Origin of the sequence: Nostoc sp., assembly GCF_036917775.1 — a bacterium.
GTDB lineage: Bacteria > Cyanobacteriota > Cyanobacteriia > Cyanobacteriales > Nostocaceae > Nostoc.
This window is the reverse complement of record NZ_JBALEQ010000073.1, coordinates 30283-56178: the sequence shown is the minus strand read 5'-3', so window position 1 is coordinate 56178 and position 25896 is coordinate 30283. Positions and strand designations below refer to the sequence as shown.

At 42.2% G+C, this 25896-nt stretch carries 22 protein-coding genes and 1 other RNA gene; 7 read left to right on the top strand and 16 right to left on the bottom strand.

All coding sequences use genetic code 11. From position 1 onward, the window contains the following. The 4 genes from V7K69_RS13220 to V7K69_RS13205 all read right to left on the bottom strand — a co-directional run. Positions 1 to 807, bottom strand: an 807-nt coding sequence (locus tag V7K69_RS13220) for a hypothetical protein (RefSeq protein WP_335034969.1), incomplete at its 3' end; no start/stop codon positions are given. Positions 808 to 1008: 201 nt separating this feature from the next. After that, the gene (locus tag V7K69_RS13215; protein ID WP_335034967.1) at positions 1009 to 2070 is read right to left on the bottom strand and encodes a hypothetical protein; all 1062 of its coding nucleotides are present in this window, start codon (positions 2068 to 2070) and stop codon (positions 1009 to 1011) included. Positions 2071 to 2471: 401 nt separating this feature from the next. Next, positions 2472 to 4184 (bottom strand): diflavin flavoprotein, encoded by a 1713-nt coding sequence (locus tag V7K69_RS13210; RefSeq protein WP_335034965.1) that lies wholly within the window; start codon positions 4182 to 4184, stop codon positions 2472 to 2474. A gap of 179 nt (positions 4185 to 4363) precedes the next feature. Next, positions 4364 to 6103, bottom strand: coding sequence for a diflavin flavoprotein (locus V7K69_RS13205; RefSeq protein ID WP_335034963.1), 1740 nt, complete (start codon positions 6101 to 6103; stop codon positions 4364 to 4366). A 945-nt stretch (positions 6104 to 7048) separates the two neighbouring features. Here V7K69_RS13205 and V7K69_RS13200 point away from each other — a divergent pair. Further along, positions 7049 to 7504: a helix-turn-helix domain-containing protein gene (locus V7K69_RS13200; protein ID WP_335034961.1), complete on the top strand. Its 456-nt coding sequence runs from the start codon at positions 7049 to 7051 to the stop codon at positions 7502 to 7504. A gap of 511 nt (positions 7505 to 8015) precedes the next feature. Here V7K69_RS13200 and ssrA read toward each other — a convergent pair. The 11 genes from ssrA to V7K69_RS13145 form a co-directional block, all read right to left on the bottom strand. Then, positions 8016 to 8405: a transfer-messenger RNA gene (ssrA, locus tag V7K69_RS13195) on the bottom strand. Positions 8406 to 8577: 172 nt separating this feature from the next. Beyond that, a complete protein-coding gene (locus V7K69_RS13190) occupies positions 8578 to 9525 on the bottom strand; it encodes a F0F1 ATP synthase subunit gamma (protein ID WP_335034959.1) in 948 nt (315 codons plus the stop codon). Between the two features lie 147 nt (positions 9526 to 9672). Continuing rightward, on the bottom strand, positions 9673 to 11193 hold the full coding sequence (gene atpA / locus V7K69_RS13185) for a F0F1 ATP synthase subunit alpha (protein WP_114086145.1): 1521 nt from the start codon (positions 11191 to 11193) through the stop codon (positions 9673 to 9675). Between the two features lie 184 nt (positions 11194 to 11377). Next, the gene (gene atpH, locus V7K69_RS13180; RefSeq protein ID WP_163936145.1) at positions 11378 to 11932 is read right to left on the bottom strand and encodes an ATP synthase F1 subunit delta; all 555 of its coding nucleotides are present in this window, start codon (positions 11930 to 11932) and stop codon (positions 11378 to 11380) included. Then, a complete protein-coding gene (locus V7K69_RS13175; protein WP_334805291.1) occupies positions 11929 to 12501 on the bottom strand; it encodes a F0F1 ATP synthase subunit B in 573 nt (190 codons plus the stop codon). The genes atpH and V7K69_RS13175 overlap by 4 nt, the downstream gene beginning before the upstream one ends. Before the next feature lie 194 nt (positions 12502 to 12695). Beyond that, entirely contained in the window at positions 12696 to 13127 is a 432-nt protein-coding gene (locus tag V7K69_RS13170; protein WP_114086142.1) for a F0F1 ATP synthase subunit B', read from the bottom strand. Between the two features lie 182 nt (positions 13128 to 13309). Then, a complete protein-coding gene (atpE, locus tag V7K69_RS13165) occupies positions 13310 to 13555 on the bottom strand; it encodes an ATP synthase F0 subunit C (protein ID WP_012411162.1) in 246 nt (81 codons plus the stop codon). Between the two features lie 148 nt (positions 13556 to 13703). Beyond that, positions 13704 to 14465: a F0F1 ATP synthase subunit A gene (gene atpB / locus V7K69_RS13160; protein ID WP_175586935.1), complete on the bottom strand. Its 762-nt coding sequence runs from the start codon at positions 14463 to 14465 to the stop codon at positions 13704 to 13706. Between the two features lie 60 nt (positions 14466 to 14525). Then, entirely contained in the window at positions 14526 to 15008 is a 483-nt protein-coding gene (locus tag V7K69_RS13155) for an ATP synthase subunit I (protein ID WP_335034954.1), read from the bottom strand. A gap of 508 nt (positions 15009 to 15516) precedes the next feature. Beyond that, a complete protein-coding gene (locus V7K69_RS13150; RefSeq protein WP_335034952.1) occupies positions 15517 to 16698 on the bottom strand; it encodes a class I SAM-dependent methyltransferase in 1182 nt (393 codons plus the stop codon). 82 nt (positions 16699 to 16780) lie between these two features. Continuing rightward, positions 16781 to 16867, bottom strand: a complete 87-nt coding sequence (locus tag V7K69_RS13145; protein ID WP_335034974.1) for an element excision factor XisI family protein — start codon at positions 16865 to 16867, stop codon at positions 16781 to 16783. Positions 16868 to 17229: 362 nt separating this feature from the next. Here V7K69_RS13145 and V7K69_RS13140 point away from each other — a divergent pair, with 362 nt between their 5' ends. After that, a complete protein-coding gene (locus V7K69_RS13140; protein ID WP_335034950.1) occupies positions 17230 to 17964 on the top strand; it encodes a 2-phosphosulfolactate phosphatase in 735 nt (244 codons plus the stop codon). A gap of 93 nt (positions 17965 to 18057) precedes the next feature. Here V7K69_RS13140 and V7K69_RS13135 read toward each other — a convergent pair whose 3' ends face one another. Next, on the bottom strand, positions 18058 to 18588 hold the full coding sequence (locus tag V7K69_RS13135) for a hypothetical protein (RefSeq protein ID WP_335034948.1): 531 nt from the start codon (positions 18586 to 18588) through the stop codon (positions 18058 to 18060). A 543-nt stretch (positions 18589 to 19131) separates the two neighbouring features. Here V7K69_RS13135 and V7K69_RS13130 point away from each other — a divergent pair. The 5 genes from V7K69_RS13130 to V7K69_RS13110 all read left to right on the top strand — a co-directional run bounded on the left by V7K69_RS13130 (position 19132) and on the right by V7K69_RS13110 (position 25863). Next, complete coding sequence (locus V7K69_RS13130; protein WP_335034946.1) at positions 19132 to 22455, top strand: phycobilisome rod-core linker polypeptide; 3324 nt, start codon at positions 19132 to 19134, stop codon at positions 22453 to 22455. A 357-nt stretch (positions 22456 to 22812) separates the two neighbouring features. After that, positions 22813 to 23298, top strand: coding sequence for an allophycocyanin subunit alpha (gene apcA / locus V7K69_RS13125; protein ID WP_012411145.1), 486 nt, complete (start codon positions 22813 to 22815; stop codon positions 23296 to 23298). A 65-nt stretch (positions 23299 to 23363) separates the two neighbouring features. Beyond that, positions 23364 to 23852 carry an allophycocyanin subunit beta gene (gene apcB, locus V7K69_RS13120; protein ID WP_069068902.1) on the top strand — a complete coding sequence of 163 codons (489 nt, stop codon included), beginning with the start codon at positions 23364 to 23366 and terminating at the stop codon, positions 23850 to 23852. A 223-nt stretch (positions 23853 to 24075) separates the two neighbouring features. Continuing rightward, positions 24076 to 24282 (top strand): phycobilisome linker polypeptide, encoded by a 207-nt coding sequence (locus tag V7K69_RS13115; protein WP_012411143.1) that lies wholly within the window; start codon positions 24076 to 24078, stop codon positions 24280 to 24282. Between the two features lie 378 nt (positions 24283 to 24660). After that, complete coding sequence (locus V7K69_RS13110) at positions 24661 to 25863, top strand: FtsW/RodA/SpoVE family cell cycle protein (protein WP_163934309.1); 1203 nt, start codon at positions 24661 to 24663, stop codon at positions 25861 to 25863. Positions 25864 to 25896: the final 33 nt, after the last annotated feature.

Genomic DNA, 25896 nt, shown 5'->3' with positions numbered 1-25896 from the left:
TTTTGGTCTCGGATGTTCCTTCAACCACTCTTGCGGATCTATTTTTCCGACTTGATTAATAGCAGTTAGCTCTGGGTTAAAACTATCTTCTTTAGCAGCTTTTTGGGAAGTGAGACTATCTACTAAGTTATCTGGTAACTCATCTTTTGTATCTGTATCAACAACCTCTGTATCATTAATAGATTCTTCCAAATCAGATGGTGCTGCCATATTACCGTCTAACACACGCTGCACTATCGGTTTGTTTTGAAGTTCTTCCCTCGGCATTTTCTCTTGCTGGAGATTATTAGTATCTGGCTTTATTTGCAATCTGTCTTCATCTTCTGACATCTTTTCTGGCTGAAGTTTATTAGTTTGTGGTTGATGAATCTGTTGCACAACTTGAGATGCTGTCTCATCTGCTTGTTTTTCATATTTATCTCCAGATGCCCCAATTGTCAGCTTTGCCTGAATTGGTGTTGCTTCATCAGGTCGCCTTAGTGAATAATTGGCAATGTTATGCCCAAACTGCTGTGCCGTTTTCAATCTCGACAGCAATAATCCATTCATATTGGCTTGTAATCCATCTAATCGTTCCTGTCCTTGTGAGCTTATAGTGCCAAACTTTGCTTGTAGCTCTAGCTTTGTTGCTTCTATTTTTCGCCCAGCAAAGGTTTCATTCTCTATGTCCTGTTGTGTCTTTGCTACAACTAACTTGTTTTGTGCTTGAATTCCAAAGGGTCTAGGTGCGAACTGTGATGATGTCTGTGGTGTTTGGGAATTTGAAGGGGTAGGCTTTTGGAGTTTTTGGGCTTTTTGTAGTGGCATATTGTACTTAGGTTTTATTTCAGCACGCAGTACATTATATACTTGATTGCTTGTGAATTTTTAATTGCTGAGTTTTATGAATTAGCTACAAAAAAATTGGGATAGGCAAGATGCCTATCCCATAATAAAAAAATTATTTTTTTAATAACTCAAGTTGCTAATCAAAAATTACCTCTTTTTAAATACAAAAGTTTCAAATATTTAAGTCAGCTGGTCTTGCTTTCTAGAATCAATAATGTGGATTCCTATATCTATACCTTTGATATTGCAACTTATGTACGACAACAGCGCATAAATAAAGATAACTATGCCCAGCATCTCTAGCACTTCTTCTATAGTTGTTATGAAGACATAAACTATGCTATCGGGGGTGTAGTAATATTCATAGTATCCGCCTAGCAATTCAGTAGCAATTGCACCCGCTACGTAGATTGTTCCAGCAATGAAAAATAAGCGTCGTGTCTTTCTAGGAAGAGTAGCGACAAATCGCCCAAATACTAGCAAAAAGAGGAGTACGAAGATAGCACCTGCAATTACCCAAGCGTAGTAAAGAAAACTACTAGTATTAAATGTATTTCGCAGTGGTATAGTTAGTCTTTCATGAAGACCGATCAATTCATCTAAGAATAAACCAGCAAAAACTATTGACAATCCTCTCCATGCCCAGACATCTTTATTCTTAGCTAACCTCTGAGCTTGGAAGATGATTTCTAGCAGAATAGAACAAAATAGTAAAGCTCCTCCAGAGTAAATTGTCGGAATATTATGCTCCCTGTTGAGATCGAATAGAATTCTAAATATATCCCTCCCAGGAAAGTCAGGTAGATAGTAGACATTGTAATTAGCCAAAAGACTGACAAGAGCCAAGCACAATACTACGCCTAGCAAGAATTTGAGGGTTTTGTTGGCAGAAATATATACTTTCAATTTATGCGGTGATTGCAACAGAGCGATCGCATCTTCTGATTTTATAGAACTTCTTGATTCAACTACAGATATCCTGTCACTCTTAGCATTGTCTGAATAAGACTGGTTTTTCAGGATCTTGCGTCGCTCTGGCAATACAACTTGTGACATGAAGTACTCAATGGTTTGCTTCTTAACAAAACCATGAATTGCCAGAATTTCTCCCAACTGCTCACCACTCAACTCTTGTGTCTTGAGTGCTATGTCTAATTCATCTGGTGTAATTAGTTCAGCTTCAACTAAGTATGTCCCAAGCGGCTTAAGCTGAAAATCTTGTGTGTCTATTTTCCTAATCAATTAGGATCTCCTTCTTTTTGCTGCCTGAATGTAATAAATTTTTAGGCTTTTAGTCATGAGAAATTACAATTACCAGATAATATCAGATTTTAAGAGTTTCATAACCTTTACTTAATCACATTTTGCATGAGCTAAACTATTGACATACAAGTGTAAATTTATGCTAAAGAAAAGATGAATTTATTATGTAGATACGTCAGTTTTGCCGTTGCTGTTATTTCTAAACGCATTGTTCCTAGCAAAAAAATAAATCCACCTATCACTCTCATGTGTAGGTGGATTTATTCAGATGTGCAGATATCTAGCGCGGTTGATTGTATCCGTAGCGCACAGAGTAAGTAGCAAAAATCCTGCTAGAGTTGCATTGCAGGGTAATCTTCAACTTAGGAGATTACCTATAATTAGTAATGAGTGCCAGTTTTGCGATGGTTGATGGCAGTAACAGCATCAGGTTTGAGTAATTTACCTTCGTCCACAGTTGCATATACAACCCAGTGATCGCCACATTCTAGACGTTGATTGACTGAGCATTCCAAATATGCTAAAGCGTCGGTAAGGACAGTACAACCGTTATCTGCAACTGCTGTACTAAAGTTAGCAAACCGATCTTCTCCAGGCGCGAAAGATTTACGGAAATGTTTCATGTAGTCTTGATGATTGCCTTCAGGTAGAATATTTAAGGCAAACTTACCGCCTGGATACATCAAAGATTCGATCGCTCGATCTTTGGCGATCGCCACACTTATTCCAGGTGGGTTGAAGGTGGCTTGAGAAACCCAAGCGCCTAACATTGCAGTAGACACTTCTCCAAGTTTCGCTGTGATCACGCATACGGAACCAACAATCCGACCAACAGCTTGTTCCACTGGGGTAGCGGCTTGTTGGGGTACACGTACTTTTTTAGCCTTTTTCAGTGTTTGGGCAAAGTCTGTACCTAGTTCTTCACAGAATTTGAGTGTGACATCATCAGGTTTAAATTTGACCTTCAATGTGTCAAAGCCAAAACGGTATCCAGAATCCCGGAGTTTACCTTCTATTAGGTCAAAGGCTTCGCCACTCCAACCATAAGAACCAAAGACCCCAGCGAGTTTGCTGTTGTCACCGCTTGAGATCACAATCCCTAAAGCAGTATGAATGGGAGTTGGCGCATGACCACCGATAGTAGGAGAACCGATGATAAAACCTTCTGACTGTGCTAGGTTGATGCGAATTTCATCAGGGGTGGCAAATTCGCAGTTAATTGATTTGACTGCAACTCCACCTTTAGTTAATCCCAGCGCGATCGCTTGTGCTAAAGTCGCCGTATTGCCGTAAGCTGAAGCGTAAAGTAGGGCAACGGAAATCTCGCGATCGTTATGAGAACGGCTCCATTCTCCATAAGCTTTGGTAAGCTCGATTAAGCTGGTGCGTACTAAAGGCCCATGACCTACAGCATACATTCTCACCTGCAAATCTGATATTTTCTCCAAAGCTGCTTGCACATGAGGAGTTTGGGGAGCCATCAGGCAGTTAAAGTAGTAACGCTGGTCTTCTTTGAGTGCTTCCCAATTATCATCAAACACTTCATCACCACAAAGATGAGTTGCAAATAACTTATCTGTGTAGAGAATTTGAGTTTGCTGATCGTAGGTACAAAGTCCTTCTGGCCAACGTGGGCTAGGAGTGGGCAAGAATTTCAAAACATGACCTTTGCCTAAATCCAGAGTTTCTTTCCCACGCATCACCAAGACTTTCAAATCTTGCTCTAGGAAAGCAGCACGCAAATTGTTCGCACCGGGAAGAGAACAGACAAAAGTTACCTGTGGTGCCAGTTCTAAAATTGCTTTGAGGGTTGCAACTCGATTGGGACTAAAATGACCCAGGATTATATAATCCAAACTTTGTAAATCTAAAGTCTGCCGCAATGCCTCTAAATAAATTTCGGTAAAGCTTTCTGGCGGTGGATCAATAAGTGCGGTTTTATCAGCTTCAATTAAATAGCAATTGGAGGTAGTACCTCTTTCAAGTGCATATTCAATTTCAAACCGCAGACGTGACCAACTACGTGCCCTTAGAGCTTTAGTATTGGTAGCAATTGGTAAAACTTGTACGTCGCGTGGCTTGGAATTGGTCATAGCTATTTAAAGTTGGAGAATTGGAAATAGGTTATGGGGAACAGGGAATAGGGAATAGGGAATAGGGAACAGGGAATAGCTTATAGGGTATGGATCATAGGAAACAGGGGATAGTTTTCTTTTCTGTCCCCTGTCCCCTGTCCCCTGTCCCCTGTCACCTGTTACCTCTTCCCTATTTCTTAGTAGTAATTACCTACTTTGCGATGGCGAACGGCTGTGAGTCCATCGTTTTTAGAAACACGACCTTCTTGGACTGTGCAGTATAAAATCCAGTGGTCGCTGCATTCCATGCTGCTCTGTATTTCACATTCCATGTATGCCAAAGCATCAGTTAGAATCGGAGAACCGTTTTTCGCAGTTTGAGTTTTTACTCCTGCAAAGCGGTCAGCACCGGGATGCAAGCGCTTGAGAAAGTGCTTTTTCAATTCTTGATAATTGCCTTCTTCCAAAACGTTGAGGACGAAGCGATCGCCTACTTGCATTAAGGAATCAATGGCGCGGTCTTTGGCAACGGCGATTGTTAATCCTAATGGTTGCAAACTCGCTTGCGTTACCCAGGATGCCAGCATTGCGCTTGAGGCATTATCTTTTTTAGTCGTGACTATATATAGTCCACTACTAATGCGACCCAACGCCTTTTCCATGTTGACATCAAGAGACTTGATTTGCTTGATGTTGCGATCGCGCACTAGCAATTGTCCGATGTCTTTACCAGCTTCTTCACACAACTGGAATGTTGATGCGCTGGGAGTCTCTTTAATCCGAATGGGTGGGAAAGCTTCTTTGATGCCAGAGTCAAGAAATTGTCTGCGGAGTGTATCAATGGGTTCATCATCCCCACCGTAACATTCAAACAGCCCAAGAAATTGCTTGTTCTTGGCGACAGCTAGCACTGAACTAATACCAGCTTGGGCGGCAGCGGCGGTACTTGGAGGCATACCAATAATGATGCCAGCAGCTCTTCCAGCTAGTTCTTGAATTTCTTGGCTCTCAGCAGTACTTAAATCTAGTACTTCTACTCCAACCCCAGTTTTCAGGATACCTTCGGCAATTGCGTGACCAAGGCGCTCGCCATAACCATATTCTGAGACAAAAAACAAGCCAACTGTGGTTTCTGCTTTAGCTTGTTTTTGGCTCCAATTTTCGTAACACCCGGTCAGAACATCTAAATGGTGGTATAATAAGGGGCCGTGACCATTTGCGATAATATTAATCTTTCCTAGATCACCCATCCGCTTCATCGCATTTAGCAGCGAACGAGCGTTAGGGCCCATCAAGCAGTCGTAGTAAAATCTAAAGTCAGCTTCGATCGCTTCTAAATCTTCGTCAAAGGTGCGATCGTCACAAAAGTGCATCCCAAAAGCATCACAGGTGTAGAGAATTTGGGTTTTGTGGTCAAAGCTAAAGATTGTATCCGGCCAGTGCAGGTTAGGCGCACTCACGAATTCCATTTCGTGTCCTTTGCCGATATCTATGCGATCGCCAGTTTTCACAACCCGCTTGGAAAAAGGATCATGTACTAAGCCTTCCAAAAATTGCAGCGCAACTTTTGAGGCTAAGACGGTGGCTCTAGGAGCTAATTGCAGGACATCTTCTACTAAGCCGCTATGGTCTGGCTCTGTGTGACTGACAATTATGTAATCAATTGTCTTAGGGTTAACAAGACCTTTTAGAGTCTCTAAATAAAGATCGCGAAACTTCTGGTGAGAAGTATCAATCAAAACTGTTTGTTCACCCCTAATTAGATATGAATTGTAGGTTGTGCCGTTTTGCAGCCCGAATTCAATATCGAAGCGATCGCGATCCCAATCAAGAGAGCGAATCGCCGTTGTGTTAGGGGCAATTTCTACAGTTTGTATAGTTAGCCGATGTTGAACGTTCTCTGCATTGGCGTTGCCGGTCGTAGACATCGCTACCATTATTCGTCTCCGAGCGCAAATTTTCAGGTTTTTCTTCTGCCCCCATTCTCTCTATTATTTTTTGTTTAAGTTGTAATGAATATCAGTTTTTGAAAAATTTAACTTGTATCAATTATTGCTGTTTTTTAGCAAGAAATATAACTCAAAATATTTACTCGATATTAATTTGTTCTGAAAAATATACTTAGTATTTTATTTTGCTATTTATCTGATTATATTCTAATTTAAAATATTATTTTCTTTAACAATAAAAACTGAAAAAACTAAAACTAACATCATACATCTAGGACTATTATATAAAACTCAGTATAACTCAAAGCCTCTTCTTCAATTGCCTTTTGCCTATTAAATAGCTACGTAACGAAGCTGATAAATAAAAGTTGATTCTTTGCAGAGGGACGTATAAATAATAAAAATATACTAGGTTTTAGAAATAAACTCTGTAGTTATGGCATAAAATAATTGTCTTAGGAGGATGGATTAAAAGTTAGTTTTTTAAGACGCTACTCTACAAAAAAGTAGGAAAGTTAGGAAAAGTAGGAAAAGTAGGAAAAGTGGTAAAAAGAGGAAAAGTAACACAAGTTTCTCTATTTCCAATAGGTATTGAATATATTTTTGTTTCAAGCAATAATAGTGTTATGTAAAATATAAAATTTATGTGAAGTAGAGAAAATAAATATTTTTTAGAGATGGCTAAGAAAAATTTCTAAAGATGAGTTGAATAAAAACCAAGGAGGCTTCTATGTATATGTTTTTCTACCCCTTCCAGTGGAAAATAGCGTAGAAAAATTTTTAAAGTTTCGATAAATCACCATAGCCATAAGAATAATTGAAGAATTTTAATGATACAGTCCTTTATTATCGAATTTAGACATTAATTAGAACGACGCTAACAAATTCTAAAGAAAACATGGCAACAATTAACTGTGTAAAAGGTTATTAATTATGGGATGCCGATTAAAAGTCTTTCTAACTGAGCAAGAAAAGCTGACTTTAGAAGAGTTAAGAAAAGCCAAGCACGTTCCTCAACGCACCAAGGATCGGGCTCAAGTCTTACTGCTAAATAATCGTGGCTTAAAAAACGAGCATATTGCTAAAGGTTTGAACTGGGCAATTTCAACAGTACGTCAAACTCTTCATCGTTGGGAAAAGATGGGTTTAGCAGGTCTGTGGGATGCTCCTGGGAGAGGTGGAAAACCTCGATATTCAGAATCAGATTTGGTTTATCTAGAAAATTGTTTAGCTCAAGAGTCACAGACTTATAACTCTAAACAATTAGCAAAAAAACTGGCATCTGAACGCCAGGTAAGCTTGAGTGCAGATCGGTTACGACGGGTACTTAAACAAAGGGGAAGAAGGTTTGGAACTGCACGCAAACAACCTCAAGAACAGAATCATTAAAGCCTCTCGTCACTCTTAGTAATTTCCTCAATGCAAAAGTTGGGTCAGGATTGGTAGGCGATCGCATATCTTTGCTACAACGATAGTAAAACTGAAGAAGCGATCGCTTTGGCGTTTCTCCCAAAGTCAAAGGCTGCTGTGGCTCTGTTACGGATTAAATCACCGACCAAGCTTTTACAGCAATTAGCAAAGCAAGGATTTAGAATGTCGAACTTTTGCTTTGAACCTTGATGATGCAGACCAAGAAGATTTTACCAGCCTGAATAAACTTTGGTAAAAATTAGCACGTTAATGGTGATGTAGCTCAGGTACACGAAGTGCTAAATAATTTCAGTAAGATAAAACGAATATCCTTTCATCAGGAAATGCTGAAAGTCCACTAATTTTTGATTTTGATTTTGAATTGATTCCTTTCTTGGCTCAATTCGGTCTATTGATTTTACATATTCAGACAGCACAAAACAAAATCCACCTTGATATAAAATTATCAGGTGGACTTGTTATTTATTCTTAGTGGATCCGAGCAGAGTCGAACTGCTGTCCAAATTGGGTATTGACCCCCCGCTCATTCACAGGTTTAGCCTTTCTGACCCTCAAGGCGGGAATCGTTCATTATCCCGAACGTAGGATTCTCTGATTTAATCTTAGCTAGCAAGCCAACCAGAGAACGCTTACTAGAGCATCCGTTGGGGTTTGGTCTTCAGTCCTTAACGGAGTCAAACCGAAGACGCTCGAACCTATAAGAGGTGTTTAGGCAGCTACTAGAGCATCCTTACGAGCAAAGTTAACGATGTTATTCGCATTTACTTTTTGTTTGAGCCTTTGATTTCCGAGAGGAGACTCACTCTCGACCTGAATCACAGAGCAGCGTTCGCCAACCTGTCGAAACCGTGACGGACCCATGCGCTTCATACTTCGATTATAATACACGATTCTTGAATTTGTAATTCGTAATTCGTAATTCGTAATTATCAAAGTCAGAATATATGGCTCCACTTAGTCAAAATAGCCAATCGCTAATTTTAAAACCATTAGCAATTGGCTATTTGCCATAATCCACAACAAATATTTTCCTAAGTTAGTGCTTCAGCACCACCTACAACCTCTAGGAGTTCTTGGGTAATGGCAGCTTGTCGAGCTTTGTTGTAAGACAGTGTGAGGGTATTAATCAATTCGCCCGCATTTTCACTAGCATTACTCATAGCTGTCATCCGTGCTGCTAGTTCACTAGCCGCAGATTCTTGCAGTGCCCGCAATAGCTGGTTACTCAGATACAGGGGCAACAAAGAATCGAGGATCTGTACTGGATCTTGCTCGAAAATCATGTCAGGAGCCAACGCGCGGACTTGGCTAGCCACTTTCTCCCGTTCGACTTCAAATTTACCGCCACGGGTTGTTAAGCGGAAGATTTCGTCATCACCCGCTTCTAGACCTTGCGGATCGAGGGGCAGTAAGGTTTGGATTACAGGACGGGAGCTAACCAAGGAAAGAAATCTGGTATAGATTAATTCGATGCGGTCTACTTCTTCCGAAAGGAATAAGGAAAGTAGTTGATCGGCAATCTGATTAGCTTCGGCTGCGGTGGGAATTTGTTCTAAGCCGCTATAGGTGGCATCAATAGGCTGATCGCGGCGTTGAAAGTACTGTGTAGCTTTGCGCCCGACGAGTACAAATTGATAGTTTAAACCTTCTGCCTTGATTTCCTTGGCGCGATTCTCTGCACGACGGATAACGTTATTATTGTAGCCGCCGCATAAACCGCGATCGCCTGAAATTACCAATAGCCCGACTGATTTAACTTCTCTTTTTTTCAGCAGTGGCAGGTTTGCTTCTTCAAAGCGCAAACGGCTTTGCAAACCATATAATACTTGTGCCAAGCGATCGGCAAAGGGGCGAGTCGCTAGTACTTGTTCTTGCGCCCGACGCACTCTAGCCGCAGCTACGAGACGCATGGCTTCTGTGATTTTTTTGGTGTTTTTGACCGACTGAATGCGATCGCGTATTGCTTTTAGATTGGCCATAACTTTAAGTTCTGAGTCCTGAGTTCTGAGTTCTGAGTTCTGAGTCCTGAGTTCTGAGTTTGAAATTTTGAGTTTTGAATGAAAAACTTTCTTCAACTCAACACTTGTAGCTACTCAGCACTCGGCACTCAGCACTCAGCACTGTAATTAAGCTGCTGCTTTGAAGGTCTTTTTGTATTCGGTAAGTGCTTCTTTCAAGGCAGCTTCTTCTGCATCACCTAGTGCTTTGGAGGCTCTTACTCCTTCGGCATACTGGGTTTTACCAGTCTTTAAGTACTCCCGCAGACCTTGGGTAAAGGTTGTGACTTTATCTACAGGTACATCATCCAAGTAGCCATTGATACCAGCGTACAGAATTGCTACTTGCTCGTATACTGAGAGTGGCGAATTTTGTGGTTGCTTGAGGAGTTCGCGCAACCGTTGACCCCGTGCCAACTGGTCTTGAGTGGCTTTATCTAAGTCAGAAGCAAATTGTGCGAAGGCTTGCAGATCGTCAAATTGGGCTAGTTCCAATTTAATCTTGCCGGCAACTTTTTTCATTGCCTTGGTTTGCGCCGCAGAACCCACGCGGGATACTGAAATACCAGGGTTTACAGCCGGACGGATACCAGCGTTAAATAAGTCAGAAGATAGGAATATCTGACCATCGGTAATGGAAATTACGTTTGTGGGGATGTATGCCGAAACGTCGCCAGCTTGGGTTTCGATGATTGGTAGGGCGGTCATGCTGCCTTTACCTAATTCGTCACTTAGCTTTGCGGCTCTTTCTAACAAACGAGAGTGAATGTAGAATACATCTCCGGGGTAAGCTTCGCGTCCGGGTGGGCGACGTAGCAGCAAGGACATTTGGCGATAAGCTTGGGCTTGCTTGGAAAGATCGTCGTAAATTACTAGGGTAGCTTTGCCTTTGTACATAAAGTACTCAGCAATAGTTGCGCCTGTGTAAGGAGCTAGGTATTGCAGTGTTGCTGGTTCACTAGCGCTAGCGGCGACGACGATGGTGTAATCCATCGCGCCTTTTTCTTGCAATGTCTGCACCACGTTAGCGACGGTGGAAGCCTTTTGACCGATCGCAACGTAGACACAAACTACATCTTCTTCTTTTTGGTTGATGATGGTGTCGATCGCGATCGCAGTTTTACCGGTTTGGCGATCGCCAATAATCAATTCCCGTTGACCGCGACCGATGGGAATCATTGAGTCAATAGCTGTAATCCCCGTTTGCATGGGTTCGTGTACAGATCGACGAGCAATGATACCAGGCGCTGGAGATTCAATCAAACGGCTTTCTGAGGATTTGATGTCTCCCTTACCATCGATGGGACGACCTAAAGCGTCTACAACTCTTCCAATTAAGGCTTCTCCTACTGGAATTTGAGCAATTCTACCAGTAGCGGTTACAGAACTACCTTCTTGAATTTCTAGCCCTTCACCCATCAACACCGCGCCCACGTTGTCTTCTTCTAAGTTTTGGGCGATGCCAATTGTGCCATCTTCAAATTCTAAGAGTTCCCCAGCCATCGCCTTTTCCAGACCATAGATCCGGGCAATACCGTCACCTACTTGTAGGACGGTACCAACGTTAGCAACTTTGACCTCTTGATCGTATTGCTCGATTTGTTGTTGGATAATGCTGCTAATTTCGTCAGGTCTAATTGATATGCTCATGTGTCTATCTTGTTTGCTTTCGAGACGGAAAAATTAATTCAGTTAGGAGTTAAGAGTTAGGAGTGATGAGTTAAAAATGCAAAAATTACAAGTTAAAAGTCAAAATAAATTACTATTTACTTAACTCCTAACTTCTAACTCCTGTACAGACGCGATTAATCGTGTCTCTCTAACTCCTAACCTTCTAGCTATTAGTTAAGCGCAATGAAAGGCGACGCAGCTGACCCCGGATACTGGCATCAATTACCTGCGAACCTACTTTAATAATCACACCACCAATTAACTCACTGTCTACCTTGGTTTCTAGTTCTACCTGGCGAGCATTACTAATGGCAATCACTTTTTCGGTGATTGCCTGCTGTTGAGCTTCTGTGAGGGGAACGGCTGAAATTACTTCCGCTAATACGGTTTGATTCAGCTGCCGCAACAGCGCCAGATATTGTTGAAAAATCGATTCCAAGAATGCAATGCGGCGTTTGTCTACTAGTATCAACAAAAAGTTGCGTAAGTAGGGGTTAGAGCCTTCACCGAGTATTTGTTTGATGAGAGCTTTTTTGTTCTCAGCCTGAATAAACGGGTTGCTGAAGAAGTTGTGTAGCTGTTTGTCTGCTCTGAGCAGTCCTAGGAAAGTCCGCGCATCTTCCCCGAACTCTTCTGTCAAATTTTTCGATTGCGCTATTGACAAAAGTGCCTGTGCATAAGGCTGGGCTACTTCGGCTGCCGCTACCTGACTTGTCATACATTGCCTCCCAATTGTGCGATGCTACGATCAATTAAACTTTGTTGAGCATCGTCGGCAATCCCGCCTTTGAGTTGCGATTCGACTTTTTGCAATGCTAGTGTAGCAACTCGTTGCCGTAATTGAGCGATCGCTCGCTCGGTTTCGGTGTTTAAATCTGCTGCTGCTGTTTGTTTCAAGCGTTCTACGTCTTGCGCTGCTTTCGCTAACAAGGCTTCTTTCGCTTTTTGAGCATTTTCTACGGACGATTGGCGGATACGTTCTGCTTCTGCTTGAGATTGCTTCAACTGCTCTTGCGCTTGGGAAAGGGCAGTCTTTGCCTCTTTTAAGCGCCCTTCTGCTTCCTGAATTGCGGTGGCAATATTGGATTGTCGCTCGTTCAGGATATTGCTTAAAACTTTACGTCCGAAGTAGAATAGTATGCCAACCAGAATCGCTAGATTGATCAGATTGGTTTCAAAAATGTCTAGGTTTAGACCGAAACCACCTTCTGCTGCGCCTTCTGCCAATTCAGAGTGAACAGCGTTCGCTTCTGCGGCAAGTAATAAGAATGTCCCCATGATACCCATTTACAAGTGCGCTGCTCGCTTGCTAATACGTTGTATTTTCCCCAAGGGAAGGAAGTTTAAGTATCCTCTCCCTGTCAGGAAATTAAGTATCTTTCCCCAGAAGGGAAAAAGTGCCTTTTTTTGACACTTAAATTTGGCGCTCTGGACTAGGGGCCAGTTGCGCGTATGCTTTACACAGAACCAATCTCGTTAGCTTATCTAACTGGAGTTGGCCCCAATAGTTTTTCTAGAATCTGCCGGCTTAAAGCATCAACTTGTTGCTCTAAGGTACGAAAAGCTTCTTGCTTTTGTTGTTCTATTTCAACAGAAGCTTGTTCTCGTTGAGACTGAGCTTCTTTTTGGGCCTCAGCTATTTTCTCGGCAGTAATTTTCTTAGCTTCAAGTTGAGCTGCTTCTACAGTAGCTTGCGATTGTCTGCGAGCGTCTGCGAGTTGTTGCTCATATTCGGTAGCCAAGCGCTCGGCTTTAGCCAAGCTCTCTTTCGCTTCAAGGGTATTCGTTCGGATGTAACTATCGCGATCGTCTAGTACCTTGGTCAGTGGCTTATAGAAAATTGCATTCAACACAGCTGCTAATAGCAGGAATTGCAATGCCATGAAGGGCAAGGTAGCATCGAAATCAAACATTTGTCTCCTCTTTGGCTGGAGTAGCAGTTTTCATGGCTAGCAACGTCATCCAACCTTTCATATTTTAGAGACCCATAGCCAACAAGGGTCAACTGAACATTATAACTATTGAGATACCCAAAACGTTTTGATTGTAGAGGCGTGATGATTCACGTCTCCACACTCGCAAAAATTTTCAGGTATTAACCGAAGGGGTTAGCGAACAGCAATACCAGGGCAATTACTAGACCATAGATAGTCAAGGATTCCATGAATGCCAAGGTTAATAGCAGAGTACCGCGAATTTTTCCTTCTGCTTCAGGTTGACGAGCAATACCTTCTACTGCTTGTCCAGCAGCGTTACCTTGACCAATACCAGGGCCAATTGCAGCTAAACCAATCGCTAAAGCAGCAGCGAGAACTGAAGCAGCCTGAACTAATGGATCCATGTTGATTTTCCTTGCTTTGATTACAAAACTAACAAAAGTACGTTAACGATTAGAAACGTGGTTTTCACGCTGCACATGAGTTCTTTGATCGCGCTTTGCGATATTTTGAGCGAATATGCTCTGGGAACTGTGCTATCAGCTGAGAAGTTTAATGCTCCTCATGTTCATCTCCACCATGTCCCTCCATTGCCTCATGAATGTATGCTCCGGCGAGGGTGGCGAAAACCAGGGCTTGAATGGCACTGGTAAATAAACCCAACGCCATTACAGGCAGAGGTACAAATAGAGGAACTAGCAGCACCAATACCGCGACTACCAATTCATCCGCCAAAATATTACCAAATAGCCGGAAGCTTAGGGAGAGGGGCTTGGTGAAATCTTCGAGAATTGCGATCGGCAACAAAACGGGTGTTGGCTCTATATATTTCTTAAAGTAGCCTAAACCCCTTTTGCTAAAACCCGCGTAAAAATACGCTAAGGATGTTAGCAGTGCTAATGCAACAGTCGTATTGATGTCATTGGTAGGAGCTGCCAATTCGCCCGAAGGTAGCTTGATGAGCTTCCAGGGAATTAGTGCGCCTGACCAGTTCGATACGAAAATAAACAAGAACAATGTGCCAATAAATGGCACCCAAGGGCGGTACTCTTTCTCACCAAGTTGGTTTTTGGCCAAATCACGAATAAATTCTAGGGCGTATTCCATCAAATTCTGGATACCCTTGGGAATTCTTTGTGCGTTGCGAGTAGCAGCTATTGAAGCCACTACTAAAATGCTAATCACAAACCATGAGGTGAGAAAAACTTGCCCATGAATTTTAAGATTGCCCAACTGCCAGTAGAAATGATGACCTACTTCTAATTCGGCGAGGGGAAAAGAATTAAAGGCGTTTAAGACACTAAGCATTTGCATTCTTCAAGCATTTTCCCCAACGATCGAGGATGGGATTACTATCTTTGTGAGCCTGACTTTTTAAGAATCAGGAATGAACGCAATTTGCACCATATAGACGAGGAGCGTGGCTTTGTAAGTTAGAAATCCCAAAAATATGGGCAAAATCTGTAGCTCACGCCATTGAGTTGCCACGATCATGACTCCCATAAATAGAGCAAAACGAGTTTTGCTCAAACTGGTTTTTTCACTACCAAGTTGCTCAACGTCTCTAGCCAACATTTTTAAGTAAACCACACCTGTACACGCCCCAATTAAATAATTTAGGGCAATGTTTAAGGAATAAAAAATCCACACAGAGATAAAAATAACCCCCGTCAAGACAAGCGTGATTACCAACAATCGCTGGAAGAGTTGATAAAACTCTTGCATAGAGTTAACTGATTCTGTGTCTCCAGAACCAGTTTTAGCATCTTGTTGCGTTGTCGGAGTGGGCGCAATTGATTCGTCTGACAAGCTCACGAGACTTGAAACCAGTACAGTTAAATTATGATGACTGCACATTCAGTCAGCTGAATCATATCACGATCCGGTAACAATACTTTAGGAAAAAACAATTAACTTCTTGGCAACGTTACACAGTCAGTAAAATCGCGCTTCTAGAAGCGAGAGAGCGGCTGATGATGTAAAAGACTGTGTGGGTGAATAATCAAAGTTATCGCTGCCGAAAAATTTAAAATTTCTTCCAATTCCAACTTTTTTGACTAGATTATTGTCCTCCAAAGTCGTTATATAGCATCTTGGTGTTTGAAGTAATTGGGTGTCAATAAAATCAACTGGTGCTTGAGGAGTGTATGGGCGTACCGCAAATCAGAAATCGGAGAGTAGCGGCTTGTCATTAAGCAGCGCACCACTGCTGAATTTCAGAAAACTCCAACTTTTGGGATTTAGAATACCCGTTTGTTGGGCACTTTCCTAATCTACATTAATTTACCAAAAGTGGTGATGGGCGATCGCTCCTCACGATAGGTATAAATTGCTTTTATTAAGCCAGGGTGGAATTGGAGGGCGATTAAGCAGGTGTTAATAATATCAGTTGCTGCTGAAGAAGTTTTCTTACTTCATCTAATCCCAGTTGCCCATCTGTCAAAATCTCTGCAACCGTTGAATTCGCATCACACTTTTGCATAAATTCAAACTCTGGTTCAGATAAATTAACAATTTGGTAATTGTAATTAAAGAAGCATTGACTGGGAAATCCTTCAATACAAGGATTAAGTTCGGGAATCGCTGCTAATAAAGCTTTGTCGTCTGACCAGTCAGTTTTAACTAAGGGAGGACGGCCAAGGAAAAACTCGTAATGAGTTACTTCTGGATCTAGTAATTCTATCAGGCGATAAAGCTGGCGATCGCTCAATCCTTTTGCTCGTTCAACTAACTCTGGTGCTTTGCCCAAAAGTCTTTCCAAATCCCAGAAACTCGGATTCGAGAAACCAATAAACTCTAATCCCGAAGCATCTATTAATTCAAACAGCGTCTCAATGTTGTAGTCAATTTCCTGGGGATGAACGTACATATCCGCAAAGTTTTCATCCTTGTGGTTTTCTAATGACCAACGCTGTTTATCGTATTTGACAATTCGGTTATTTTCTGGTAGAGAAGCGAATATTTTCCGTCCGACTTGGACACCATCGCGGTAGTCGCCTTTTTTGTCACCTTGCAGAAGTGCGATCGCTTTTTGCATGAGTTGAATTTCCCAGCGCCCCAACTCTCCATACACAAAAATGTGCATCAAGCCGCCTGGGGCTAACTTCTGCGCCAAAGCTTGAATACCGCGAATCGGATCTGAGGTATGGTGCAAAACGCCAACACAGTTGATTAAATCAAACTCACCCGGTAACTGTTCCACATCAAACAAGCTGAGATGATGAAACTCAACACGGTTAGCACCAGAACGTTGACAACGTTCTTTTGCTACATCCAAAGCTCCGGTACTGAGATCAATTCCCACAACAGAAGCCTGGGGATTGAGATGAACCAGGTACTCTGTACTTACCCCTGTACCGCAACCTGCATCTAAAATCCGAATATCTTGCTTTTGAGGTTTTTGACCTGTGCAGAAGTTATGAGCGGCTAGCCAATTCCAGCGCCAGTTGTAGCCTGGAGGTGGTTCATCCAACAGGGCTTCCGGCGGAAAGGGGTAGGTATTGTAGAGTTTGGCAACAGCAGCACTAACAGTTTGGGAATCGGACATGATGAGGAATAACGCAGCATTACTGAGTTTAGCGGATAGTGGATGATTAGAGCAAAAATTACTATTACTTATTTACTACTAATTATCCAACAGCAAAATCAGTAAATTCGCGTTTATAAGGAACGTAAAATCCTAATACCATATCTTCTTTAGGTACTCCAGCAGCAATTAATTCATTAGCGATGCTGATTTCTGTACCATCTCTTTATATCCAAATTTTTTGTCTTTGATATCAACATGGATAATGACTCTATAAATTCTCCATTGTTCTTTTCAGTCAATATTTAAGACTTGATAATGATGGCTTTCTGCGTCAAATAACAGTTAGATTCCTGTGCCATTAGCCACATAATTAGCGAAATGGTTACTTAAAATATCTTGAATAATGTGAGTAAATTTATAATATTTTGATCTTTCAATTTTTATATTGATTATAACATTTAGGTTAATTTAGCCTTGAGATAAATTAAGATCGCGGGCTTACTTATCTATGGTTTGATTTTTATCATATAGTGTTTTGCGATCGCACCAATGATTTACAATCAATCAGAGTTTGATTTACGCTGTGAATGGGGGCTACAAGGAGTTGCTGAACTCGCTCCCATCAGTGATGTAATTATAATAGTTGACATTCTCTCTTTTTCTACTTGCGTGGAAATTGCTACTAGCAATGGTGCGATAATTTTTCCCTACGCATATAAAGATGAATCAGCCATAGATTATGCCAAATCAGTGCGAGCAGAGTTAGCAAGTCATAGACAACGTTGGACTACAACTGGATATTCTCTCTCGCCAAAATCGGTGACTCAGATTTCTGCTGGAACTAGATTAGTTTTACCGTCACCTAATGGTTCTTTTCTGACTTTACATACAGGAAATACACCAACTTTGGCTGGTTGTTTGCGAAATTGCCAAGCTGTAGCGCAGTTTGCTCAAAAGTATGGCGATAAAATTGCTGTGATTCCTGCTGGTGAAAGATGGAAAGAAGATGGTAGCCTCCGCCCTGCATTTGAAGATTTAATTGGTGCTGGGGCAATTCTCAGTTATTTAGATGGCAGTCTATCACCAGAAGCCGAAGTTGCTGTAACAACATTTCAGGCTTTCCAGCAAGACTTATTGGGGTACTTAAAAAAATGCAGTTCGGGTAAAGAGTTGATTGAGAGAGATTTTAAGTCAGATGTTGAACTGTCCGCCGCTTATAACGTAAGCGATTGTGTGCCTTTATTAACTGATAATGCTTATGTAAATTATACGCCACAGGCTTAATCAAACTCAAAAATTACGAATTACGTTAGCGTAGCGGTAGCGAGTCATCGATAGCGACGCAGGAGCGTCGCGTCATTACGAATTACGAATTAGTTAAACGTCACACTGATTGGTTTGGCAATATTTGGCATTATCTATAAACTCTTGCAATTTATTCAAGGGAATTATCTGCAATGATGATCCACCTTGCACCGCCGCCGTGATGTAAGCAAACTTTTGCCCACGATAAAATTGGTCACGTCCAACTTTGGTGACATACCGAGACTTCTGAAAGTCATTAGCAATATTAGAATTATAAATATTTTGTAACAGTTTCACCGCTTTGGCATTTTTTGTGGTGAATTTGATGCTTGAGTCACCACTCACAGTTATTCCTTCTTTAGTTACTGTGCCATCTTGAGAAGTGACATCAGCATAAAAGTATAAATTTCCCTTTGTACCCTCGTAGCCGTGGGCTTCGCTGTTGTATCTCAAAGTTGGTAGTAAAGGTCTGGTCTTTGCCCACTTAACAACGGTGCTGATGTTTTGCTCTGGAAGCGCATTTGCAGGAGTGACAGCTAGAATAACTGCGATCGCAGACAGGGCAACATTGAATAAATAGTTAAATTTATAACTTTTGTACATAGTATTTTCCCGTTAAAGAATTCTGATAGCTAAAGCTAAAAAACACCGCAATTTGAGAATTATTTCCAGGGCGGCGTTATTTCATAACATTTCAGTCATCAGTAGCAAAAACAACTTAACATCGACTAATGACTACTGTCCACCGATCATTGCTGAAGGAAATTTAGTTTCAACTAAGATTTTGTAACATTTGCAATAATCGTAAAATGGATACTGTTACAAACATCAAAATAGAGGTTTTTGGCTTCAGTAGACCATACCTGGCTTATTTCTAAGTTACAAAACTTAGATTTGATCTCAGCCAAACAAGAGTATGTACTCTTGAGACTGGATGTATCTAAGCTACGGGTTCTACACACTTCTTAATAAACCAGACTTGAGAACGCAAAACGTTCTAATCTAAAAGCTAACTGGGTTAATTTACTGGCAGTTTTGCAGGCAATACTCTCAAGCTCATAAAGCACAGAGACACCGATGTGTCAACCCTCAAAGCGACCCAGATTTAACATATATAACGATTATGATGGGAGTTTTACAAAGCCGATGAGTGTTAAGGCGAGTGGTGGAAGCTCAGTTGCGCGTCCGCAACTATATCAAACCCTAGCTGTAGCGACAATTACCCAAGCCGAGCAGCAAGACCGCTTTTTGGGAAGTGGTGAACTCAATGAACTGGCAAGCTATTTTGCATCTGGTGCAAAGCGGTTAGAAATTTCCCAGACGTTGACGGATAATGCCGAGATTATTGTATCTCGTGCAGCCAACCGGATTTTTGTCGGTGGTTCGCCAATGGCTTTCTTAGAAAAGCCCAGAGAAGCAGAACTAGTTGCTGCTGGTGGTGGTGGCATTAATGTTCAAAAAGCGATGCAACTAGGAACTGTAACCTACGTTGAAAGTCGTGGTGGGTTCCTAGAAAATTTACGATCAATCTTTAACTCATCCCCCAGCGGCCCGGTACCCGCAGGTTTTAGACCAATTAACATTGCTCGTTATGGCCCAAGCAACATGGCCAAGAGCTTACGGGATTTATCCTGGTTCTTGCGCTACGCTACTTATGCGATCGTTGCTGGCGACCCCAACATCATAGCGGTGAACACACGGGGTTTGCGGGAAATAATTGAAAATGCCTGCTCTGGTGAAGCAACGCTGGTAGCTTTGCAAGAAATCAAAGCCGGATCGCTTTCCTTTTTCCGCAAGGATGCTGAGGCTACAGAAATTGTGTCTCAGTACATGGATGTTTTGTTAACAGAATTCAAAGCAGCCACACCTTCAAATAAAGTCCGTCAACGTCCCTCTAGCGACCAGCAAGGGTTGCAACTGCCGCAAATTTACTTTAATGCAGCAGAACGCCGTCCCAAGTTTGTGATGAAAACTGGGTTGTCATCTGGCGAAAAAAATGAGGTAATCAAAGCGGCATATCGGCAAATTTTTGAGCGCGACATTACCCGTGCTTACAGCTTGTCCATATCTGACTTAGAATCCAAGGTAAAAAATGGCGACATCTCGATGAAAGAGTTTGTTCGTCGTCTAGCTAAATCTCCCCTTTACCAAAAACAGTTTTACCAGCCTTTTATTAACAGCCGAGTCATCGAACTAGCTTTCCGTCACATTTTGGGACGGGGCCCAAGTAGCCGCGAAGAAGTACAAAAATACTTCTCGATTATTTCTAATGGTGGTCTAGCAGCCTTAGTAGATGCCTTAGTAGATTCTGCTGAATACGGCGACTATTTTGGTGAAGAAACAGTACCTTACCTCCGGGGTCTGGGCCAAGAAGCACAAGAATGTCGCAACTGGGGGCCGCAGCAAGACCTGTTTAACTACAGTGCGCCTTTCCGCAAAATACCTCAGTTTATTACCACATTTGCTGCTTACGAACAGCCACTACCAGACCAACATCCTTACGGTTCTGGTAATGACCCCCTCGAAATTCAGTTTGGCGCGATTTTCCCGAAAGAAACTCGCAACCCCAGCACCCGTCCGGCTCCTTTTGGCAAGGATACCAAGCGCATCCTGATTCACCAAGGAGCAGGGATTAATAACCAAAATAGCAATCCTAACGCGCGGGGTGAAGCTCCTGGTACTCTTGGTCCCAAGGTGTTCAAGTTAGACCAGCTACCTGGTACTAGAGGCAAAAAAGCTGCCAAAAATTCTAGCGTCAGATTCTCTGAAAGCTCAACGCAAGCTGTCATTAAAGCTGCTTACCTGCAAGTTTTTGGTCGCGATCTTTACGAAGGTCAGCGCCCGAAGGTATTGGAAATCAAGCTGGAAAATGGCGACATCTCTGTACGGGAGTTTATCCGTGCTTTGGCTAAGTCAGATGTATTCCGCAATCTGTACTGGTCATCGCTTTATGTTTGTAAAGCGATCGAATATATTCACCGCCGCTTGTTGGGTCGTCCGACTTATGGCCGTCAAGAAATCAACAAGTACTTTGATATTGCTTCCAAACAAGGCTTTTACGCAGTAGTTGATGCGATTATTAACAGCGTAGAATACAGCGAAGCATTTGGTGAAGATACAATTCCTTACGAACGGTATTTGACTCCTGGCGGTGTATCTGGACGGCAATTGCGCGTTGGTAGCATTCGTGAAGATGTGGCGGCGAAAGTTCAGAAGGAAGTAACGCCGAGCTTTGTGACATTGGGTACAGTCACAGAAAAACGGTCAGAACCAGATATTCAGTTCCGCATTAACCAAGGTGTTAGCAAGCAACGCGAACAAACCAAAATCTTCAAACTGGTTTCCAATACCAGCGACAAAGTTGCAGTAAAAACCTTGATTAGCGCTGCCTATCGTCAGATTTTTGAGCGCGATATTGCACCCTACATCGCTAAAAATGAATTTACGGCGTGGGAAAGCAAGTTGGGGAACGGCGAAATCAGTGTGAAGGAATTTATTGAAGGTTTAGGTTACTCTAACCTCTACCTGAAAGAATTCTACACACCTTACCCCAACACCAAAGTGATTGAGTTGGGAACCAAACACTTCTTAGGACGTGCGCCATTAGACCAGGCAGAAATCCGCAAATATAACCAAATTTTGGCTACTCAAGGTATTCGTGCCTTTATTGGTGCTTTGGTAGATAGTGTGGAATATAACCAGGTATTTGGTGAAGATACGGTTCCTTATCGTCGCTTCCCAACCTTACCTGCGGCAAACTTCCCGAATACCGAGAAGCTGTACAACCAGCTGACCAAGCAAAACGATGATGTAGTTGTGCCTAGCTTTAAACCCGTGCAAGCACGTGTAGGAGTTAGTAATGATACGCCACTTTTGACGCAGGCGATCGCAGATATAGCAGCCCAAACAAATGGTATCAACAAAAGCAAGCCCGCTTTTGCTGAACTGGGTCGTTCCTACAACGATGGTAGCGGACAACCCGTAGAACTGGGTGTGCGTAAACATGCACGCATTTACCGTCTAACAGAAAGTGCAAACCAAGCCGAAACACAACAGGTAATCAACGCCATTTACTGTCAGGTATTGGATGTATTTAGCGGTGAAGTGCCTGATAATTTCCGCCGTACTGACCTAGACAGCAAACTCCAGAATGGTGAAATTTCCGTGCGGGAGTTTGTGTGTGAATTAGCTAGTTCCGAAATCTATCGTCAGCGCTTCTTGTCACCTTATCCTGATGCCAAGGTCATTGAGTTCCTTTTCCGTCACCTGTTGGGGCGTACACCCGCAGATCAGGAAGAAATTCGCCACTACAAGCAACTGCTAACTGATAGCGATTTATTGGCTGCTGTAAAAGCAATAGTCGAAAGCCCAGAATATAGCCGCTACTTCGGTGAAGATGTTGTGCCTTACAACCGCTTCCCATCTTTGCCAGCAGGTAACTACCTCGGCAGTGTACAGGCGGCTGAGTAGGTAATAGGTTACAGGGTACAGATTATTTCCTATGATCTTTACCCTGTAACCTTTGTAACCTTTCGTAATATCGCTCTCAGATTACAACTAAAACAGGGAATTCTGAAAGGTAATATTACAAAGTGTTAAGAGCAGTCATAAATGCTCAACAGAATGCCGGAAAATGTTTTGCGGAAGGTAACTGAGTTTAAAAGCTTGTGTACTTGTGTTGACTCAAGAAAACTCGTAATTAATTAGCCGTAGCAGTTATGAAACTGTTGTGTCTAAAAGAACGAGAGAACAAACTCAGTAAACCAAATTTAGAGTCTCACCAGTTTAATCAAATCCTGGTTTCATTTGTATTGGAGGAATCCATTAATGAGTATCGTCACGAAAGCTATCGTGAATGCTGATGCAGAAGCTCGCTACCTCAGCCCTGGTGAATTGGATCGGATCAAATCCTTTGTTGCCAGTGGTGAACGCCGCGTGCGGATTGCTCAAATTTTGACAGAAAATCGTGAGCGGCTGGTTAAGCAAGCTGGCGATCAATTGTTCCAAAAGCGTCCTGATGTTGTGTCTCCTGGTGGTAACGCTTACGGTCAAGAATTGACTGCTACTTGCCTGCGTGACCTAGATTACTACCTCCGCCTCGTTACCTACGGTATCGTTGCTGGTGATGTTACACCGATTGAAGAAATTGGTGTTATCGGTGCCCGTGAACTGTACAAGTCCTTGGGAACCCCCATTGATGGTGTTGCTGAAGGTATCCGTGGGCTGAAGAATGTAGCTACTACATTGCTGTCTGGTGATGATGCTTCTGAAGCTGGTACCTACTTCGACTACTTAGTTGGTGCCCTGCTATAGGGTGATGCTGTTTCCCTGCCGAAACAGAAGTATTGCAATACGGTTGGAAATAAGGAATTAACAACATGGCTCAAGACGCAATTACCGCTGTCATTAACTCCGCAGACGTTCAAGGTAAATACTTAGACAGCTCTGCTTTAGAAAAACTAAAAGGCTACTTCGCTACTGGCGAACTGCGGGTACGTGCTGCTAGCACCATCAGCGCTAACGCTGCTGCGATCGTCAAAGAAGCTGTAGCAAAATCTTTGCTATATTCTGACATCACCCGTCCCGGCGGCAACATGTACACCACTCGCCGCTATGCTGCTTGCATCCGCGATTTGGACTACTACCTCCGCTATGCCACCTACGCTATGTTAGCTGGCGATCCTTCCATTCTGGATGAGCGCGTATTAAATGGCTTGAAGGAAACCTACAACTCTTTAGGAGTTCCCGTTGGTGCTACCGTGCAAGCTATCCAAGCAATCAAGGAAGTAACCGCTAGTTTGGTTGGTTCTGATGCTGGTAAGGAAATGGGCGTTTACTTAGACTATATCTCTTCTGGCTTAAGCTAAGAGCTAGTTTGCGCTTAAGAATTTAGGTGCGGCTTTATTAAGGTCTGGAAATCAACCGTGAGTGCTAGAACGTTATATTGCTTATCTTGGTAAATTATCAGTGATGAGTGTTGGTGGTCTAGTATTGATGTTTGATTTCCAGCCTTGGAATGATTAAAAGATTTGCACTCAAGATTTTGAGATAAAAAAAGTTTTCACAAAGTTTACAGGAGATTTTCAAAATATGTCCCGTTTGTTTAAAATTACTGCTCTAGTTCCCAGCCAAACCCGAATTCGTACCCAACGCGAACTACAAAATACCTACTTCACTAAGCTAGTTCCATACGAAAACTGGTTCCGTGAACAGCAACGTATTCAAAAAGCAGGCGGTAAAATTATCAAAGTGGAATTGGCAACTGGTAAACAAGGTGCTAATACTGGCTTGTCGTAATTCTGTAAATAGAATATTATTTTAGGGAATTGGTAAGAGGTTGAAAAAAACCTCTTTTTTGTTGAGAATTAATACTATAAAAAATCTGTTTTTTATTTCGGAAAATTAGACTATCGCAAAATTATATATAAGTAAGTGAGCGTAAATAATTGTCGTTGGGATAAGGTAGTAGGGAATAGGCAATAAGCATAAGAGTTTTAGCCTAGTTCATTTTTCTTTACATAGTTTGATTTTATTGTGCCAACTTACTTAACTAACGGTGTCTTGAAGTTAATAACTCTAAAATTTATAGTTTTAAAGACTACTTATGAGTTATAAGTTATGATTTATGAGTTTTATTTCTAACTCCTAATTCCTAACTTTTTACCTGTACTGCTTGTGAATCTACGCCGCCTGATTCCAATTTTTGATAGTTCAGTGTCGAACTGGGCACTAGAAGCGCGTTTGTTGCGCTGGTTGACGTTGATTTGGCTGTTTGTCGGCTTGATAATGCTATTTTCAGCCTCCTATCCCGTCGCTGATGCACGTCAGAGTGATGGACTGTACTACTTTAAGCGTCAACTACTTTGGGTCTTAGTTTCTTTAATCGGATTTAATATTATTGTTAATTTACCGTTACAAAAAATTCTGGGAGTATCCCATTGGTTTTTGTTGCTGTTCTTGGCATTAATTTTCGTCACACTAATCCCAGGATTGGGAAAAAAGGCTTTTGACGCAGCCCGTTGGATTGCGATTGGGCCAATTCCTATTCAACCTTCAGAATTAATTAAACCCTTTTTGGTGTTGCAAAGTGCGCGGCTTTTTGGTCAATGGGAACGTATCAGTTGGCGGGTTCGCTTTGCTTGGTTGGGTATTTTCGGTTTGGTACTTTTAGGAATTCTTGCCCAGCCCAACTTAAGTACAACAGCACTTTGCGGCATGACTATTTGGCTAATTGCTCTCGCGGCTGGCTTACCTTACAAGTACCTGGGAGGAACAGCAATTGGCGGAGTAATGTTGGCGATACTCAGTATTAGCATAAAAGAGTATCAGCGTAAGCGGGTGATGTCATTCCTCAATCCTTGGGCGGATGCTACAGGAGATGGCTACCAATTGGTGCAAAGTCTACTAGCTGTGGGTTCTGGTAAGACTTGGGGAGCCGGGTTTGGGCTTTCTCAACAAAAACTGTTTTATTTACCCATTCAGGATACCGATTTTATTTTTGCCGTGTTCGCTGAGGAGTTTGGCTTTGTTGGTAGTATGGTATTGTTGGCACTTTTAGCTACATTCGCCACCCTCGGATTAATTGTGGCGCTGAAGGCTAAAAATATAGTGCATCGATTGGTAGCGATCGGCGTGACAATTTTGATGATAGGACAATCACTGCTCCATATTGGTGTGGCTACAGGTTCTCTACCAACTACAGGCTTACCTTTACCAATGTTTAGTTATGGTGGTAATTCTATGATTGCTAGCTTAATAGCTGCTGGGTTGCTGATTCGGGTAGCACGCGAGAGTAATGAAGCGGAGGTAGTACCGTTACGAAAACCCCTGTTTCAAAATGGGCGAAGACATCGAGGTTTCCAGAAAAATAAGAATTGAGTTAGTTGGAAATAGGGCAAGCAACCTTTCACA

Excerpts from the sequence above, each read along its gene's own strand:
- V7K69_RS13210 (WP_335034965.1), bottom strand. The coding sequence starts at position 4,184 with ATGACCAATTCCAAGCCACGCGACGTACAAGTTTTACCAATTGCTACC.
- V7K69_RS13205 (WP_335034963.1), bottom strand. The coding sequence starts at position 6,103 with ATGGTAGCGATGTCTACGACCGGCAACGCCAATGCAGAGAACGTTCAA.
- V7K69_RS13200 (WP_335034961.1), top strand. The coding sequence starts at position 7,049 with ATGGGATGCCGATTAAAAGTCTTTCTAACTGAGCAAGAAAAGCTGACT.
- V7K69_RS13190 (WP_335034959.1), bottom strand. The coding sequence starts at position 9,525 with ATGGCCAATCTAAAAGCAATACGCGATCGCATTCAGTCGGTCAAAAAC.
- atpA (WP_114086145.1), bottom strand. The coding sequence starts at position 11,193 with ATGAGCATATCAATTAGACCTGACGAAATTAGCAGCATTATCCAACAA.
- atpH (WP_163936145.1), bottom strand. The coding sequence starts at position 11,932 with ATGACAAGTCAGGTAGCGGCAGCCGAAGTAGCCCAGCCTTATGCACAG.
- V7K69_RS13175 (WP_334805291.1), bottom strand. The coding sequence starts at position 12,501 with ATGGGTATCATGGGGACATTCTTATTACTTGCCGCAGAAGCGAACGCT.
- V7K69_RS13170 (WP_114086142.1), bottom strand. The coding sequence starts at position 13,127 with ATGTTTGATTTCGATGCTACCTTGCCCTTCATGGCATTGCAATTCCTG.
- atpE (WP_012411162.1), bottom strand. The coding sequence starts at position 13,555 with ATGGATCCATTAGTTCAGGCTGCTTCAGTTCTCGCTGCTGCTTTAGCG.
- atpB (WP_175586935.1), bottom strand. The coding sequence starts at position 14,465 with ATGCAAATGCTTAGTGTCTTAAACGCCTTTAATTCTTTTCCCCTCGCC.
- V7K69_RS13155 (WP_335034954.1), bottom strand. The coding sequence starts at position 15,008 with ATGTGCAGTCATCATAATTTAACTGTACTGGTTTCAAGTCTCGTGAGC.
- V7K69_RS13150 (WP_335034952.1), bottom strand. The coding sequence starts at position 16,698 with ATGTCCGATTCCCAAACTGTTAGTGCTGCTGTTGCCAAACTCTACAAT.
- V7K69_RS13140 (WP_335034950.1), top strand. The coding sequence starts at position 17,230 with ATGATTTACAATCAATCAGAGTTTGATTTACGCTGTGAATGGGGGCTA.
- V7K69_RS13135 (WP_335034948.1), bottom strand. The coding sequence starts at position 18,588 with ATGTACAAAAGTTATAAATTTAACTATTTATTCAATGTTGCCCTGTCT.
- V7K69_RS13130 (WP_335034946.1), top strand. The coding sequence starts at position 19,132 with ATGAGTGTTAAGGCGAGTGGTGGAAGCTCAGTTGCGCGTCCGCAACTA.
- apcA (WP_012411145.1), top strand. The coding sequence starts at position 22,813 with ATGAGTATCGTCACGAAAGCTATCGTGAATGCTGATGCAGAAGCTCGC.
- apcB (WP_069068902.1), top strand. The coding sequence starts at position 23,364 with ATGGCTCAAGACGCAATTACCGCTGTCATTAACTCCGCAGACGTTCAA.
- V7K69_RS13115 (WP_012411143.1), top strand. The coding sequence starts at position 24,076 with ATGTCCCGTTTGTTTAAAATTACTGCTCTAGTTCCCAGCCAAACCCGA.